Raw genomic sequence first — 15,951 nt, 5'->3', positions numbered from 1 at the left:
TGTAAAGTTGCTTTTGCAGCGGATCGGGATGTAGCGCAGCTTGGTAGCGCGCTTCGTTCGGGACGAAGAGGTCGCAGGTTCAAATCCTGTCATCCCGACCACAACTGAAGAGGGTCTCCTTACGGAGGCCCTCTTTTTTGTTGCCTGGAATCCGGCGCATCGGTAACTTTTTGGTAAAGGAAAAGCCCCGGAGCGGATGCTCCGGGGCTTTCCTCGCCTCCTGTTGTGAGGAAGCTGTTTACACCGGGTCAGGCCAGTTGCCCGTGTAGGTGGTGTAGCTGGTTTCGGTGCTGTTGGCCTTCTTGCCCTTGGTCTCCGTGGAGACGGGATCCGGCCAGTTTCCGGTTCCGGCTACAGCCACTCGTTCGGTGTCGGCAATGGAACCTGCAGACAGGACAGCCGGAGCCGCCGCAGAAAACGCTAAGGCCCCAGCCAAGGCGGCTGCAGCTGCAATCTTCTTCAACATATAAGTTCCTCAATACGAGTCGGATTCGTTACAAAGCCAGCACTGTCCTTGTTGACATACATTGTAAAATGTTTTCCACAGCGGCTGTCAAGCGCCAATGGGAAACCTGTGGAGAAAGGAGGAGTCCTGTGGGCAACGGATTCGGGGAGAAGCTCCGGGCGGAGAGGCTCGATCGGGGGCTGACACAGGCGGAACTGGGCAAGGACCTGTATTCACCCAGCTACATTTCCCTACTCGAAACAGGCCGCAGGGAACCAACTGCGGAGGTCATTGAAGAACTGGCACGCAGGCTGGAGCTTGCACCGAAGGCCTTGGAGGCATGGAGCCAGCCCATCTCGGTCAGTGACGCCGAGTACGTCCTTGCAGGGCTCTACGCCCGCCAGGCCTGGGACCTGAGGGACTATCCCCTCGCCGCCAGCCATGCGGCTTCAGCAGCGCAGATAGCCCTGGACGGACGAAACACCAGCGCCTGGTGGAACATGAGCTACATGCAGGCCGAGTGCCTGCTGAAGCATGGCGACCTGCTGGAGTGCAGGGAGCTTGTGGAAAGGCTGCTCGAGCACCCGATGGCCAGGGAATCCGTGGGGCTGGGCGCGCGCGCCCGGCAGATGCTCGCGGTTGTGTGCCAGCGCCAGGGCCAGCTGACGGCTGCCGTGGAGCATGCAACGGAGGCAGTGGCCTTCGCGGAGCAGTTGCCCAGGGGCTCAGTGATCACCATCGGCGCGCTCCGGGCACTGATTGGTGCGTTGGCCGAAAGCGGCCGCCTCAATGAGGCGTGGAAGTACTGCCAGGAATTGCTCGCCCAGGTGGATGAGCACGCGATGTCCCAGCTGGCCGGCGAGGTGGCCTGGGTCATCGGCAATGTGGCGTTTATGCGCCACGACTATGTGGAGGGCGTCAAACACCACGAACGGGCAGCGAAACTGCTGTCACCGGCAAATGACATCGAGCTGTGGGCCCGTTTCAATAAAGCGTCCGCCGCGGTACGGCTGTCCTCCGGAATTGTGGAGCCTGAAACGCTGTCATCCATTGAGCGGGCCGAGCTTGCTTTTTCAATCGTCAGCGGCACCAAGAGTGATGAGCTGGAAGTTGCCTTCATCCGCGCCCGGTGGCTGTACCTGACCGGGGACATCGTTGCCGCCGTCGAGAAGCTCCGGGAAATCCATGCCGAGCGGGACAACCTTGCGAAGCACACCGCCGGGGAAGTGTCTTTGCTGCTGGGGAAGTCCCTTAAGGCCGCGGGCGAAGCAGAAGAAGCCCTGGTCCACCTCGAAGAAGCGCAGAAAGCCTTCAGCGCCGCCGGAGCCGCTGACCGCGTCCAGCAGGCAATGGACGCGGTCCTGGAAATAAAGCTGGCCCAGCGGCGCGCCGCGGCCGCTGCCAAGGCAAGCTAGCCGGCACGCCGTTCGCCGGGAGCCGCTGGGGCTCCGTCAGGCGAAGGTTTTCCCCGTGAGTTTCTCGTACGCCTCAACGTAGCGGCTGCGGGTGCGCTCGATGACCTCGGCCGGCAGGGCCGGCGGAGGGGTGTCCGAGGACCTGTCCCAGCCCGATTCGTCCGATGTGAGCCAATCCCGGACGTACTGCTTGTCAAAGGAAGGCTGCGCACTGCCCGGCTGGTATGTTGCGGCGTCCCAGAACCGTGAGGAATCCGGTGTCAGGACCTCGTCGCCAAGCGTGATCGACCCCGAAACGGCGTCGTAGCCGAATTCCACTTTGGTGTCTGCCAGGATGATGCCACGCTCCCGGGCGATCTTTTCGGCCGTGGAGTAGATCTTCAAGGTGAGCTCGCTCAGGCGTCCAGCGATGTCGTCGCCCACCATGGCCACCACGGCGTCGTAGGTGATGTTCTCGTCGTGCTTCCCCACCTCCGCCTTGGCCGAGGGTGTGAAGATGGCGTGGTCCAGGCGCGAACCGTCCACCAGTCCCTCCGGCAGCGGAATGCTGCACACGGTCCCCGAAGCTTTGTATTCCTCCAGGCCGGAGCCGGTGAGATAGCCGCGGGCGATGCATTCCACCGGAAACATGTCCAGCTTCTTGCAGATCATGGCCCGGCCCTCCACCGCGGCGGGGACGCCGTCCTCCACGGTGGATCCCAGTACGTGGTGTTCCACGTCCAACTGGTCAAACCACCACAGGCTCAACTGGGTGAGGATGCGCCCCTTGTCCGGAATCCCGCTGGACAGGACATGGTCAAACGCGCTGATCCGGTCGCTGGCCACCACCAGCACACAGTCCTGGCCGACGCGCTGCAGGATGGACTCGTCCGCCGGCTCGTACAGGTCCCTGACTTTCCCCGAGTAGACATGGGTCCATCCGGGCAGTTCGGGGGCCGTGGTGCTGAAACCGCGGGATGCTGGAACGTTGCTCATGCTAGGCCTTCGTCTCGGTCCTGTGGAGGGATGCACTGGCATTAAAGGGGACCTTCACTTCCCCGCGGGCGGCCTTGCCGCCGATGTCCGTACGGAACTGCGCGCCATCGAGCTGAATCAGTTCCACGCCGTCGTACGCTCTTTCACGCGCCTCCACCAGGTCGCTGCCCAGCGCGACGACGGCGAGCACGCGTCCGCCGGCGGACACCACTTTACCGTCCTCGTCGAAGGAGGTGCCGGCGTGGATGATGTGTACGCCTTCCAGTTCCTCCGCCTTCTTGAGCCCGCGGATTCGGTCCCCGGTGCGCGGAGTGTCCGGGTAGTTTTCGGACGCAATGACGACGGCGACGGCAGTTTCCTTCGCCCACCGCAGCTCTTCTGCCTTGTCCAGTTCGCCCTTGGCGGCTGCCAGCAGCAGGGCGCCAAGGGGCGTCTTCAGCCGGGCCAGGACGGCCTGGGTCTCCGGGTCGCCGAAACGGACGTTGAATTCGATGACGCGGGTGCCGCGCGAGGTGAGGGCCAGCCCCACGAACAGTACGCCGACAAACGGGGTGCCGCGGCTGGCCATTTCGTTGACGGTGGGCTGGGCAACGCGGTCGAGAACCTCCTGGACCAGGCCCTCGGGCGCCCATTCCAGCGGAGTGTACGCGCCCATGCCCCCGGTGTTGGGGCCTTCGTCGTTGTCGAAGATCCGCTTGAAGTCCTGTGCCGGGGAAAGTGCCACGGTGTTGTGTCCGTCGCAAAGAACGAACAGGGACACCTCGGGCCCGTCCAGGAACTCCTCGATGACAACCGAGCCGCCGGCTTCGAAGCAGGACTGCGCGTGAGCCAGGGCTTCCTCGCGGTTCGTGGTGACAACCACGCCCTTGCCCGCGGCCAGGCCGTCATCCTTCACCACGTAGGGGGCGCCGAAGGTGTCCAGGGCCGAGGCGGCTTCCTCCGCGTTGGTGGCCACCATGGCCATGGCCGTGGGCACTCCGGCTTCCGCCATGATTTCCTTGGCGAAAGCCTTGGAGGCCTCAAGCTGTGCGGCCGCCTTGCTGGGGCCGAACACGGGGATCCCGGCCTCGCGGACAGCATCGGACACACCTGCTGCGAGCGGCGCCTCGGGACCCACCACCACCAGGTCCACGGCGAGCTTGGTGGCCAGGGCGGCGACGGCGTCGGGATCGTTGGCGTTGATGCTGTGGGTCGGGACCAGCTTGCTGATGCCGGCGTTGCCGGGAGCTGAGTGGACCTCGGACACGTTGGGATCGGCGAGCAGGGAGCGGACAATGGCGTGTTCGCGGCCTCCGGGGCCGATGACGAGTACCTTCACAGTCTCCAAGGGTACTTCGTGCACCCTGCCCGTTCCTAAGCTGTGTCGGCGGATCAATTCGGCGGTTCTTTCCGGTAGAGGGCCGCCGCGACAATCCGCGGCCCGCGCCGCTCCGAATCCTCATCATGAAGAAGCTGAGGAACTCGCCCAAAGGACCCACTGCCATGGCCGCGCTGGCAGGCGCGGTGGCAGCCGCCGTCGTCCTCGCCGTGGCCGAACTGCTCGGCGCGTTCTTCACCGCCCGCGCCACACCGCTGATCGCCCTGGGATCGACCTTCATCGACTTCACGCCGCCCTGGCTGAAGGACTTCGCCATCGCTACTTTCGGCACCAATGACAAAGCTGCACTGTTCGCGGGCATGGGCCTGACCATTGCCGTGCTGGCATGCGTCCTGGGCGTGGTGGCCTACCGGCGCTGGGCATTGGGCGTGCTGGGGGTCCTGGCCATGGGAGCGGTCATCGTCGCCAGCGTGGTGACCCGGGCAGGCGTCGCGCCGGCTGATGCCCTTCCCTCGGTAGCGGGCACCTTTGCCGGCCTGGCCGCCCTGCGGCTGCTGATGAACCGCATGCCGCGGCAGGCGGCGTGGCCCGAAGCCCCCGCGAAGGCCGCTGAGCCTGACGGACACCCGGGGACCAGCCGTCGGCGGTTCTTCGCGGCAGCCGGGATCACCGCGGCTGCTGCCGGTTTGGCCGCCACCGGAGGCCGGCTGCTGGGCGCGGCCCGCAGCAACATCCTCCAGGCACGGGACGCCCTGAAGCTGCCCGCCCCGGCCAAGGCGGCGCCGGCCGTTCCCGCCGGCGTCCAGTCACCGGTAGCCGGAGTTGCGCCGTGGCTGACGCCCAACGGGGAGTTTTACCGCATTGATACAGCGCTGAGCATCCCCGAAATCGACGTGGACAGCTGGGAGCTCCGGGTCCACGGCCTGGTGGAGGAGGAGGTCCGCCTCACCTTCCAGGACCTGCTCGACGCCGACCTGATCGAGTCCCACGTCACCCTCACCTGCGTGTCCAATCCCGTGGGCGGAAACCTGGCCGGCAACGCGAAATGGCTGGGCCTGCCGCTGCGGGAGGTCCTGAAGCGGGCAAGGCCCAAGGACGGCGCAGACATGGTGCTGTCCACGTCCGTTGACGGCTTCAGCGCCTCCACGCCGCTGGAGGTGCTGCAGGACGACCGGGACGCGATGCTGGCCATCGGCATGAATGGCGAGCCCCTGCCGCTGGAGCACGGCTATCCCGTGCGGATGGTGGTTCCGGGCCTGTACGGCTTTGTCTCCGCCACCAAGTGGGTGGTGGACCTCGAAGTGACCCGGTTCGCCGACAGCAAGGCCTACTGGACCGAGCGAGGCTGGTCCGAACGCGGCCCCATCAAGACCATGGCCCGCGTGGACGTCCCCAAGTCCTTCGCCAAGGTCCCCGCAGGAAGAGTGGCCGTGGGCGGCACCGCCTGGGCCCAGACGCGCGGCATCACCAAAGTGGAAATCCAGGTGGACGACGGCGATTGGGCGGCCGCGGATCTTTCCGCAGAGGCTTCCCTGGTTACCTGGCGCCAGTGGTCCTACCAGTGGGACGCGACCCCCGGCCCGCACTACATCAAAGTCCGTGCCACCGACGGGTCCGGCGAAGTGCAGACGGACCGGCGCGCGGACCCCGTTCCCGACGGCGCGTCCGGCTGGCAGTCCGTGATGGTCACGGTCGAGTAGGGCGGCCTTCCGCCGCATTCCATCAGGCGGCCCCTAGACTGGCACCATGCCGCACAACCCGCATGCCACCTTTACCGTGGACTCCGCAGTGGAACTGGCCGTGATCGAACGGAGCGGTTTTGTGGAGTCGCGGCACATCGGTTCTGCCGTGCTCCTGGCTGCGGACGGGTCCGTGGTTACTGAGCTGGGCGACATCAACACCCCGATTTTCGCCAGGTCCACGCTGAAGCCGTTCCAGGCCCTGGCATCCATGCAGTCCGGCGTCCCGCTGCGGGGCGCGCAGGTGGCGGTGGCCTGTGGCAGCCATACCGGTTCCCTGGACCACATGGATGTCGTGGAAGGAATGCTCAAGGCAGCCGGGGTCCGCGAGGACCAGCTCCAATGCCCGGAGGCCTGGCCCCAGGACGAGACGGCCCGCAACTGGCTGGTGCGGTCAGAGCGGGGAAAATCCAGGCTTGCCTGCAACTGTTCCGGCAAGCACGCGGCCTTCCTCTGGGCATGCACCGAAAACGGCTGGGATACCCACAGCTACCTTGAGCCCAACCACCCGCTGCAGCAGCGGGTGCGCACCGTCATCGAGGAATACACGGGCGAGAAGATCGCCCACCTGGGCATCGATGGCTGCGGCGCTCCGGTGGCGGCAGTTTCCCTCAAGGGACTGGCCAGGGGGTACTCGCTGCTGGCGAAAGCCCCGGGCGACCAGAGCTTCAGCGCCCGGGCTGCCACCATTGCAACGTCCATGCTGGACTACCCCTGGGCGGTCCAGGGACGGGGCGAGGCCAACACACTGGTCATGGACGAGCTGGAGATCATCGCGAAGATCGGTGCGGAAGGCGTCCTGGCCATGGCCACCCCACAGGGTGTTTCCGTAGCCGTGAAGATCCTGGACGGGAACGTCCGTGCCACCTCGCTGGTGGCCTTGACCCTCCTGGCCGCGGCCGGTGCAGTGGAGATTCCCGGGGTTGCCAGCGTGTTGGAAAAAGTGGTTGACCCTGTGCTGGGCGGCGGAAAACCTGTTGGCAAAATTCGGCTGGGTCCCGCAGTGTCGGCGCTGCTGGACTAGGCTCCTGCCGCTCGAAGTTCTCCTTATCGCCAACCCCAACGTGAAGGAAGCCGGATCCATGGCTGTTGCCCGCCGTCGTATCGACCCGGAGGAAGGCGCCGCCGCCCTCGCCGCCTGGCAGGAAGCCGCCGGCCCGTCGTCGGACGTTCCTGTCCCGCGAAGCATCCTGGCCACTGCGGTGCGCTACACGCTTGAGGAGGTCACAGCGCGGGCACCGGGCAATTCCGTGGAGGTGCGGGTGCCGCCGTTCGGCGTCACCCAGTGCGTGGAAGGTCCGCGGCATACGCGCGGCACGCCGCCCAACGTCATAGAGTGCGACGCCGCCACCTGGCTTGCGATGGTTACAGGCCGGTTGGGCTGGGCGGATGCGGTGGCCGCGCACAAGGTTGCTGCCTCCGGACTCCGGGCTGACCTCTCGGCACTGCTCCCGCTGTAGCCGGGCTCAGCCGCGGCCGATGAACGGCATGCCGGCAGCGGTGACCACCACGGACCCCACATTGGCTGTGGGCGGCATGTTGGCCATCATCAGGACGGCACGGGCGGCGTCCTCCACGGGGAAGGTGGGTTCAACCCGCCGGCTGCCGTCAGCCTGGAGCGCCCCGGCACCCACGCCGATGGTGTCCATGATCTCCGTGGCCGTGTTGCCGATGTCGATCTGCCCGCACGTGATCCCGAAGCCCCGCCCGTCCAGCTCGATGCTCTTGGTCAACCCTGTCATGGCATGCTTGGTGACGGCGTAGGCTACCGTTTTGGGCCGTGGCGAGTGCGCGGAGATGGAGCCGTTGTTGATGATCCGCCCGCCCTGCGGATCCTGCGCCTTCATGGCCCTCACAGCGGCTGCGGCGCACAGCATGGAGCCTGTGAGGTTCACTGCCAGGGTGGCGTTCCAGTCCTCCAGCGAGATTTCGTCCACGCTGGCCGCCGGGCCGAACACCCCGGCATTGTTGAACAGAACGTCCACCCGGCCCCACTTTTGGCGGGTGGCCTCGAAAAGATTCTCGACGTCGTGGGGCCGGGTGACGTCACAGGTGACCGGCAGGGCGTTCGGATGGCCGTCCGCCGTCTCGGCAAGCTGTTGTTCCCGCCGCCCGGCGAGGGCGACGGCGTAGCCGTCGGCCAGGAGAAGGCGCGCCACTGCACGGCCAATTCCGGAACCCGCTCCGGTGACGACTGCTACGCGCCCCGGTTGCTGGAACTGGTTCAAAGTCTTCTCCTGTACTGCCGGTCGCTACGCGTCGGTGGACGCTGCAGCCTCGAGAGGTGCCGCGACTCCCGCGCTGTTCAGCGGCCAGCCTATGACGGTCTTGGGCCGGGGCGCAGCGTAGGTCCGCACCTTGGAAGTGGACAGCCGCATGCGGACCAGGGATTCAGCGATGGCCACGGCCGACGCGACACCGTCCACCACGGGCACTCCCGCCCGCTGCCGGATCTGCTCGTCCAGGCCGGCCATGCCGCCGCAGCCGAGGACAATCACTTCGGCCTTGTCCTGCGTGACGGCCTGCATGGCCTGGCTGATGATGGCTTCCACGGCCCGTTCCGGTTCCTCCTCAAGTTCCAGGACCGCCATGCCGCTGGCCCGCACCGAGGCGCACCTGGCATCCAGCCCCGCCAGCTTGAGCCGGTCTTCAATGAGCGGAACGGTACGGTCCAGGGTGGTGACCACGGAGTACTTGTGGCCCAGGAACATCGCCGTGCTGGCTGCGGCTTCGGTGATGTCCACCACCGGGACGTCCAGCAGCTCCTGCAGCCCCTCCCGTCCGTGCTCGCCGTAGCCTGCCTGGACGACGGCGTCGAACGGTTCCGGGTAGGAAGTCACGGCGTCCATCACAGCGATGGCTGCCAGGTAGCTCTCGAAGTTGCCTTCGCAGGAGTCCGCCCCGAACCGCGGCGTGATGCCAACGATCTCCGTGCCCGGTGCCGCGATGCTGCGGGCCTGGGCCGCAATGGAATCCGTCATGGACTGGGTGGTGTTGACGTTCGCAACGAGTATGCGCATCAGGGGATCCTTAGTGTTTGCTGGCGACGGCGATGGCCTCGCCGTCGCGGTCTTCGAGCCGCTGCGAGCGGTCCGCGATGAAGAAGTACACAACGGCTGCGATGCCGGCGGCGAAGAACCAGGCGAACGGTGCTGCCGCCGCCAGCGCCGGGATGAAGGCGATGAGGAGCGCCAGGACGGCGGCCGGCACCATGGCGATGATGGCCCTGGGGTTGACGCCGTTCTTGTAGTAGTAGGCGCCGGCAGCAGATGCGGTGTACAGCTCGGGAACGTTGACCTTGCCGCGGCGGATCAGCCAGTAGTCAGCCATCACGACGCCGAACAGCGGGCCAAGCAGGGCGCCGAGGCCCCCGAGGAAGTACACGATCACCAGCGGGTTGTTGTAGAGGTTCCAGGGCAGGATGACCAGGCCGATGACGGCGCTGACGATGGCAGCCTTGCGGAAGTCCAGGTGTTTGGGGAACAGGTTGGTGAGGGCATAGACCGGAGCCACGAAGTTGGCCATGAGGTTCACCGCGATGGTCAGGATCAGCAGGGCCAGGCATGCCAGGACCAGGAAGAGCGTGTTGGGGATGGTCTGGACGATGTCCGAGGGGCTCTCGATGATGGTGCCGTTGATTTTGAACTGCCCTCCCGCCATCACGACGACGATGGCGCCGAAGACGAGCATGTTGATGGGAATGCCCCAGAAGTTTCCGCGGACCACGGCCTTCTTGGAGACGGCAGACCGGGTAAAGTCGCAGAAGTTCAGGACGAATGTCCCGTAGATGGAGACCCAGAGGGCGCCGCCGGCGAAGATGGTCAGCCACATTTGCGGCCCTTCGAGGGCGTTGTCCGAGGACCAGGCAATGGCGCCGCCCGCTTCCATGAAGATCCAGACGGCGATGGCGGCCATGGTGACCAGGATGATCGGGCCTGCGAAGGCCTCATACTTGCGGATCATTTCCATGCCGAAGCTCACGATGACCAGTTGGACAACCCAGAGGATGATGAACGCGATCCATCCCAGGGTGGACAGCCCCAGGATGGAGTCCTTGTCCAGCTCGCCGAGGGGCGGGAACACGGCCACGAGCATCACCCGGAAGACCACCGAGGCCAGGTAGGTCTGGATGCCGAACCAGGCCACGGCGACGGCGCCGCGGAGCAGGCTGGCGATTTGGGCGCCGCGGATGCCGAAGCTGATCCTGCTCATCACCGGGAATGGGACTCCGGTTTTGACGCCCATGAATCCGGAGAGGTTCAGGAGGCCGAAGAGCAGGGCGGCTCCGATGCCGAGTGCCAGCAGTATCTGCCAGCCGCCAAGGCCCAGGGCGAAGAGTCCGATGGCAAAGGCGTAGTTTCCGAGGCTGTGGACATCATTGGCCCACAGGGTGAAGATGCTGTAGCCGGACCAACTGCGGCCGGCACGCTTGGTGGGGGCAAGGTCTGCGTTGTAAAGGGTGGGGCTGATGGCCTGCCCTGATGCTGCGCTGGCTGATTCGCACAGGGATTCGACACGTTCGGCGGAGTGGGCTGAGGAATCTGACGGCGTTGTCAGGTCAGGAGCCATATCAACGCCCGTCGGGGGAGGGGTCTGCATGGGGAACTCCAGTTCTGGAAAGGTTTCGCTGCGGTGAGCCCTGGCTGGACAGGCCGGTTCTGTTATTCCGCGCTGCGAAATCTTGATATTGAATGGTGAAAAAAGGTTATGACGTGGATCACCTGTCGTCAAAATGCCCAGCGAACGGCGCCAGTCACAAACGCGATCTTCACCTCCGGGCGGCCTTCTTCCCTGAGCGAAGGGCGGGAACGTTTGACCGGCCGCGACCGGCTCACTAATCTCGTATAGCAATAATGTTTTCTCACATTACGAAAATAAGTGCCGAGCATTCAAAGATGAAAGAGGCTTCCGTGGCCGCAGGAGAAGATACCTCCCATATCCTCAGCGGGTTGACTAACCAGCTGCCTGATCGTGATCCCGAAGAGACTGCCGAGTGGGTTGAGTCCCTGGATGCATTGATCAGGGAACAGGGCACCGAGCGTGCCCAATTCATCATGCGGAGCCTGCTGCAGCGTGCCGGCGCGCAGAGCGTCGGGGTGCCGATGGTGACCACCACCGATTACGTGAACACCATCCCGGTGGACCAGGAGGCGGAATTCCCGGGCAACGAGGAATTCGAGCGCCGTTACCGGGCGTACATGCGCTGGAACGCTGCGGTGATGGTCCACCGGGCCCAGCGGGCGAACATCGGGGTGGGCGGACACATCTCCACCTATGCCGGGGCCGCGACCCTGTACGAGGTCGGGTTCAACCACTTCTTCCGGGGCAAGGACCACCCCGGCGGCGGGGACCAGGTCTTCTTCCAGGGCCACGCCTCCCCCGGCATGTACGCCCGGGCGTTCATGGAAGGCCGGCTCTCCGAGGAGGACCTGGACGGGTTCCGGCAGGAAAAGTCCCGCGAGGGCCACGCCCTGTCCTCCTACCCGCACCCGCGCCTGATGCCGCACTTCTGGGAATTCCCCACCGTGTCCATGGGCATCGGGCCGATGAACGCGATCTACCAGGCCCAGTCCAACCGGTACCTGCACAACCGCGGCCTGAAGGACACCAGTGACCAGCAGGTCTGGGCGTTCCTCGGCGACGGCGAAATGGACGAGCCCGAGTCCCGCGGCCTGCTCCAGCTCGCCGCGAACGAGAACCTGGACAACCTCAACTTCGTGATCAACTGCAACCTCCAGCGCCTGGACGGGCCCGTGCGGGGCAACGGCAAGATCATGCAGGAACTCGAAGCGTTCTTCCGCGGTGCGGGCTGGAACGTCATCAAGGTCGTCTGGGGCCGGGAATGGGACGACCTCCTCACCAAGGACACCGACGGGTCGCTGGTGAAGATCATGAACGAAACCCCCGACGGGGACTACCAGACCTACAAGGCCGAATCCGGCGGGTTCGTCCGCGAACACTTCTTCGGCAAGACCCCGCAGACCAAGGACATGGTCGCGGACCTCACCGATGACCAGATCTGGAACCTCAAGCGCGGCGGCCACGACTACCGCAAGGTCTACGCCGCCTACAAGGCAGCCACCGAATTCAAGGGCAAGCCCACCGTCATCCTGGCCAAGACCGTCAAGGGCTACGGCCTCGGACCGCACTTCGAGGGCCGCAACGCGACCCACCAGATGAAGAAACTCACCCTGGATGACCTGAAGAAGTTCCGCGACCACCTGCGGATCCCCATTACCGATGCGCAACTGGAAGCGGATCCCTATTCCCCGCCGTACTTCCACCCCGGGCATGATGCACCGGAGATCGTGTACCTCCATGAACGGCGGAAGGCGCTGGGCGGCGCCGTCCCTGAACGCCGGTCCTCCCATGATGCCGTTGCGCTGCCGGATCCCAAGACGTTTGATGTTGCCAAACGCGGCTCGGGCAAACAGCAGGCCGCCACCACCATGGCCTTTGTCAGGCTCCTGAAAGACCTCATCCGGGACAGGAACTTCGGGCACAGGATTGTGCCCATCGTCCCGGACGAATCGAGGACGTTCGGCATGGACGCATTCTTCCCCACGGCCAAGACCTACAACCCGGGCGGCCAGAACTACCTCTCCGTAGACCGCGACCTGGTCCTGGCTTACAAGGAATCCGCCCAGGGCCAGCTGATCCACCCCGGCATCAACGAAGCCGGCGCCGTCGCAGCCTTCACCGCCGCCGGCACCGCCTACGCCACCCACGGCGTGCCCCTGGTCCCGGTCTACGTGTTCTACTCCATGTTCGGCTTCCAGCGCACCGGCGACGCCTTCTGGGCCGCAGCCGACCAAATGACCCGCGGCTTCATCATCGGCGCCACCGCAGGACGGACCACCCTCACCGGCGAAGGCCTCCAGCACGCCGACGGCCACTCCCCCCTGCTCGCCTCCACCAACCCCGCCGTCGTCACCTACGACCCCGCCTACGGCTACGAAATGGGCCACATCATCCGCGACGGCATCGAACGCATGTACGGGCCGGCCGCAAGCGGCGATGGAACCGGAGCTGCATCCGATCCAAACCTGATGTACTACCTCACCGTCTACAATGAGCCGATTACCCAGCCCGCCGAGCCTGAGAACCTCGACGTCAACGGTGTATTGAAAGGCATCTACCGGGTATCGGCGTCGGACCTTGCAGGACCGAAGGCCCAGATCCTCGCCTCCGGAGTCTCCGTCCCCTGGGCCCTCGAAGCCCAGCGGATCCTCGCCGAAGACTGGTCAGTCTCCGCCGACGTCTGGTCCGTGACCTCCTGGAACGAACTGCGCCGCGACGGCCTCGCCGCCGAAGAGGAAGCCTTCCTCAACCCCGGCGAACCCGCCCGCGTCCCCTTCGTCACCCGGCAGCTCGAAGGAGCCACCGGACCCGTCGTCGCCGTGTCCGACTACATGAAAGCCGTCCCGGACCAGATCCGCCAATTCCTCCCGAACCAGTTCGCATCGCTCGGCGCGGACGGCTTCGGCTTCTCCGACACCCGCGCCGCCGCCCGCCGCTTCTTCAAGAACGACACCCACTCCATCGTGGTGAAGACGCTGCAAATGCTCGCGGCGAGGGGCGAGGTCGAGGACGGGGCGCCGTCGTACGCCATGGACCGCTACAAACTCCTGGACGTCAGCGCCGGAACCACCGGAGGGGCCGGCGGCGACGCCTGAGACAACAAGGGTTAGGGTGTGGCTATGCGGAACACGGAGGCGGCGGGCACCACCGGCGTTGTGCTCGCGGCCGGCGGCGGCGCCAGGCTGGGACGCGGTCCCAAGGCGCTGCTCCCCTACCGCGGCCGGCCCCTGGTGGAAGCGGTCGCTGAAGCGCTGTTCGACGGAGGCTGCCGCGAGGTTGTGGTGGTGCTCGGCGCGGGTGCCCACGAAGTCCTGGCCGCCGCCAGGCTGGACGGCTGCCGCACGGTGGTGAACCATGAATGGCAGTCAGGGATGGGGAGTTCCCTGCTGCTGGGCAACGCCGCCGCCGATCCCCGGGACCACCTGATGATTGCCCTCGTGGACCAGCCCGGCCTGTCTTCCCTGGCGGTGGCGCGGCTGCTTGCGTCCCACCGTCCGGGCCGGGTCACCGCAGCGGCGTACGACGACGGCGCTGCCGCAGCGCAGGGTGGGGACGGCGGGCTCCGCCGCGGCCACCCCCTGGTGATCGATGCCTCCCTGCGCCAGGCCGTGGCTGCAACCGTGACGGGCGATGCCGGGGCGCGCGCTTTCCTGCGTAACCACCCGGAACTGGTGGACGAGGTGGATTGCAGTGATCTCTCCAGCGGCCTGGATGTTGATACGCCGGAGCAGCTCTACCTGCTGGACTAGCCCTACGTGCTGGGCTGGGTGGTGATGCTTCCGGCCAGGAGCAACTCCTCCAGGCCGCGCTTGAAGCCCGAGCGTCCGCCGTGGGCCGGATGCCGGACCTTGGGCGCATCCATTCCGCTGGCCAGCAGGCTTCGGTGCGCGACGTTTCCCACGGCCACCACGGTTTGGATGGCGAACAGTTCCGCCAGCTCCTGCCAAAACAGAGTTCCCAGCCGGGCTTCGGCAGCCGTTGGCGTCCGGTTGGACTGCGGCTTCCCCGGAACATGGGTATGCCAAGGGCACGCGCTCCACAGCAGGGGAAGGAACTGCAGCTCCGCCAGGACTCCCCACATCACCGTTGCGGTGGGCTCGGCGGCAACGTCCGCCGCGTCCGGCGGCAATGAGTAGCCCTTGCCCGGCCCGAACAGGCCGAAGGAGTTGGCCGGCCCCTGGAACATGGTGCGGTTGGTGAAGGGGACACCGGTGATCCGCATTCCCCTGAAGCCCGGGGCTTCGCCCAACAGGAGCACCTTCGGCGAGCGGTCCCGCATCTCCTCCAGGTAAAGCTCCAGGTTGCGCCGGCGTACGGCGTTCTCCGGGACACTGCGGTCAAAGAAGTTGTTGAGTCCCGGAACCGTGGGCACGGCTGCGAGCCGTTCCACGAAGCCATCGGCGGAAGGCGCTTTCATCTGCAGTGTTCCCGGAACCCCCAGGAGTCCTGCACGCTACCAGCGCGGGTGGATGGCTTCGCGGAAGTAGTGGTCGTAAATCCAGCGGACCCCGGCGTCGAACTCTTCGCTGACGGCCACGGAAGCCGCGGCAGCGTTCGCCGCTGCCTGGTCCACGTTCCGCGCCCCGGGGATCACGGTGGTGACGCCGTCCTGCGCGGCAATCCAGGCGATGGCTGCCTGGGCCGTGGTTGCACCGGCAGGCACAAGCTGCTCGAACTCGGCCACGGCCTTCAGCCCCAGCTCATAGTCCACGCCGGAGAAGGTCTCGCCGACGTCGAAGGAGCCACCGTTGCGGTTGTAGTTCCTGTGATCGTTCTCCGCGAAGGTGGTTTCCTTGGTGTATTTGCCCGAGAGCAGCCCCGAAGCCAGCGGCACCCGGGCAATGATCCCGACGTTGGCAGCTTTCGCTGCGGGCAGGACTTCGTCGAGGGGCTTGAGCCGGAAGGCGTTCAGGATGATCTGGACGGAGGCGGTGCCCGGGTGCCGGATCGCTTCCAGCGCCTCATCCGTGCGCTCCACGCTGACGCCGTAGTTGCGGATGGCGCCCTCGGAGACCAGGGTGTCCAGCGCGTCGTACACCTCGGCGTTGCTGTACACGGGCGTGGGCGGGCAGTGCAGCTGAACCAGGTCCAGGGTGTCCGTCCCCAGGTTCTTACGGGACCGGTCCACCCACTGGCGGAAGTTGGCCAGGGTGTAGTTCTCCGGCTGCTGGTCCACGCGGCGGCCCATCTTTGTGGCCACCGTGATATCCAGGCCGGGATTGTCAGCCAGGAACTTTCCGATGGCCTGCTCGCTCTTGCCGTCACCGTAGACGTCGGCGGTGTCGAAGAAGTTCACCCCTGCTTCCGCGGAGGCTGCCAGGACGGCCTGCGCCTGTGCCGGGTCAACGTTGCCCCAGTCAGCGCCAAGCTGCCAGGTTCCCAGCCCGACGATGGAGACGTTCCGTCCGGTCTTGCCTAAAATCCGCTGTTCCATCCCTCGACTATAGGCCGAGGCTGCGCAGCCACCGGAATTTTACG

At 65.8% G+C, this 15,951-nt stretch carries 14 protein-coding genes and 1 tRNA gene; 7 read left to right on the top strand and 8 right to left on the bottom strand.

Annotated elements, in window-relative coordinates:
- Positions 1-24: 24 nt before the first annotated feature.
- Positions 25-101: transfer RNA gene (locus tag GK109_RS13330), tRNA-Pro, on the top strand.
- Positions 102-238: 137 nt separating this feature from the next.
- On the opposite strand, the gene GK109_RS13325 is transcribed toward GK109_RS13330, so the two are convergent.
- On the bottom strand, positions 239-466 hold the full coding sequence (locus tag GK109_RS13325; protein ID WP_157241093.1) for a hypothetical protein: 228 nt from the start codon (positions 464-466) through the stop codon (positions 239-241).
- Positions 467-594: 128 nt separating this feature from the next.
- Here GK109_RS13325 and GK109_RS13320 point away from each other — a divergent pair, with 128 nt between their 5' ends.
- Positions 595-1,860 (top strand): helix-turn-helix transcriptional regulator, encoded by a 1,266-nt coding sequence (locus GK109_RS13320; protein WP_321214406.1) that lies wholly within the window; start codon positions 595-597, stop codon positions 1,858-1,860.
- A 36-nt stretch (positions 1,861-1,896) separates the two neighbouring features.
- Here GK109_RS13320 and GK109_RS13315 read toward each other — a convergent pair whose 3' ends face one another.
- A complete protein-coding gene (locus tag GK109_RS13315) occupies positions 1,897-2,835 on the bottom strand; it encodes a phosphoribosylaminoimidazolesuccinocarboxamide synthase (RefSeq protein ID WP_157241089.1) in 939 nt (312 codons plus the stop codon).
- A gap of 1 nt (position 2,836) precedes the next feature.
- Positions 2,837-4,153: a phosphoribosylamine--glycine ligase gene (gene purD, locus GK109_RS13310; RefSeq protein ID WP_321216298.1), complete on the bottom strand. Its 1,317-nt coding sequence runs from the start codon at positions 4,151-4,153 to the stop codon at positions 2,837-2,839.
- 125 nt (positions 4,154-4,278) lie between these two features.
- Here purD and GK109_RS13305 point away from each other — a divergent pair, with 125 nt between their 5' ends.
- The 3 genes from GK109_RS13305 to GK109_RS13295 are packed head-to-tail and all read left to right on the top strand — an operon-like array spanning position 4,279 to position 7,352.
- The gene (locus tag GK109_RS13305; RefSeq protein WP_157241087.1) at positions 4,279-5,853 is read left to right on the top strand and encodes a molybdopterin-dependent oxidoreductase; all 1,575 of its coding nucleotides are present in this window, start codon (positions 4,279-4,281) and stop codon (positions 5,851-5,853) included.
- A gap of 46 nt (positions 5,854-5,899) precedes the next feature.
- Complete coding sequence (locus GK109_RS13300) at positions 5,900-6,916, top strand: asparaginase (protein ID WP_157241085.1); 1,017 nt, start codon at positions 5,900-5,902, stop codon at positions 6,914-6,916.
- 58 nt (positions 6,917-6,974) lie between these two features.
- Positions 6,975-7,352 carry a sterol carrier family protein gene (locus GK109_RS13295; protein WP_157241084.1) on the top strand — a complete coding sequence of 126 codons (378 nt, stop codon included), beginning with the start codon at positions 6,975-6,977 and terminating at the stop codon, positions 7,350-7,352.
- A gap of 6 nt (positions 7,353-7,358) precedes the next feature.
- On the opposite strand, the gene GK109_RS13290 is transcribed toward GK109_RS13295, so the two are convergent.
- The 3 genes from GK109_RS13290 to GK109_RS13280 are packed head-to-tail and all read right to left on the bottom strand — an operon-like array spanning position 7,359 to position 10,491.
- Positions 7,359-8,120, bottom strand: coding sequence for an SDR family oxidoreductase (locus GK109_RS13290; RefSeq protein ID WP_157241082.1), 762 nt, complete (start codon positions 8,118-8,120; stop codon positions 7,359-7,361).
- A gap of 24 nt (positions 8,121-8,144) precedes the next feature.
- Positions 8,145-8,912, bottom strand: coding sequence for an aspartate/glutamate racemase family protein (locus GK109_RS13285; RefSeq protein WP_157241080.1), 768 nt, complete (start codon positions 8,910-8,912; stop codon positions 8,145-8,147).
- 10 nt (positions 8,913-8,922) lie between these two features.
- Positions 8,923-10,491, bottom strand: a complete 1,569-nt coding sequence (locus GK109_RS13280) for an NCS1 family nucleobase:cation symporter-1 (protein WP_157241078.1) — start codon at positions 10,489-10,491, stop codon at positions 8,923-8,925.
- Between the two features lie 296 nt (positions 10,492-10,787).
- On the opposite strand from GK109_RS13280, the gene aceE reads away from it, so the two are divergent.
- Complete coding sequence (gene aceE, locus GK109_RS13275) at positions 10,788-13,568, top strand: pyruvate dehydrogenase (acetyl-transferring), homodimeric type (RefSeq protein WP_157241076.1); 2,781 nt, start codon at positions 10,788-10,790, stop codon at positions 13,566-13,568.
- Between the two features lie 24 nt (positions 13,569-13,592).
- On the top strand, positions 13,593-14,222 hold the full coding sequence (nboR, locus tag GK109_RS13270) for a nicotine blue oxidoreductase (RefSeq protein ID WP_157241074.1): 630 nt from the start codon (positions 13,593-13,595) through the stop codon (positions 14,220-14,222).
- A 2-nt stretch (positions 14,223-14,224) separates the two neighbouring features.
- On the opposite strand, the gene GK109_RS13265 is transcribed toward nboR, so the two are convergent.
- Together GK109_RS13265 and GK109_RS13260 are read right to left on the bottom strand one after the other, a co-directional pair.
- Positions 14,225-14,890 carry a uracil-DNA glycosylase gene (locus tag GK109_RS13265; RefSeq protein WP_157241072.1) on the bottom strand — a complete coding sequence of 222 codons (666 nt, stop codon included), beginning with the start codon at positions 14,888-14,890 and terminating at the stop codon, positions 14,225-14,227.
- A 36-nt stretch (positions 14,891-14,926) separates the two neighbouring features.
- A complete protein-coding gene (locus GK109_RS13260) occupies positions 14,927-15,907 on the bottom strand; it encodes an aldo/keto reductase (RefSeq protein ID WP_157241070.1) in 981 nt (326 codons plus the stop codon).
- Positions 15,908-15,951: the final 44 nt, after the last annotated feature.

Source organism: Pseudarthrobacter sp. GA104, from assembly GCF_009741265.1.
In the GTDB taxonomy this organism is placed as follows: Bacteria; Actinomycetota; Actinomycetes; order Actinomycetales; family Micrococcaceae; genus Arthrobacter.
This window is presented reverse-complemented; position numbering and strand designations above follow the sequence as displayed.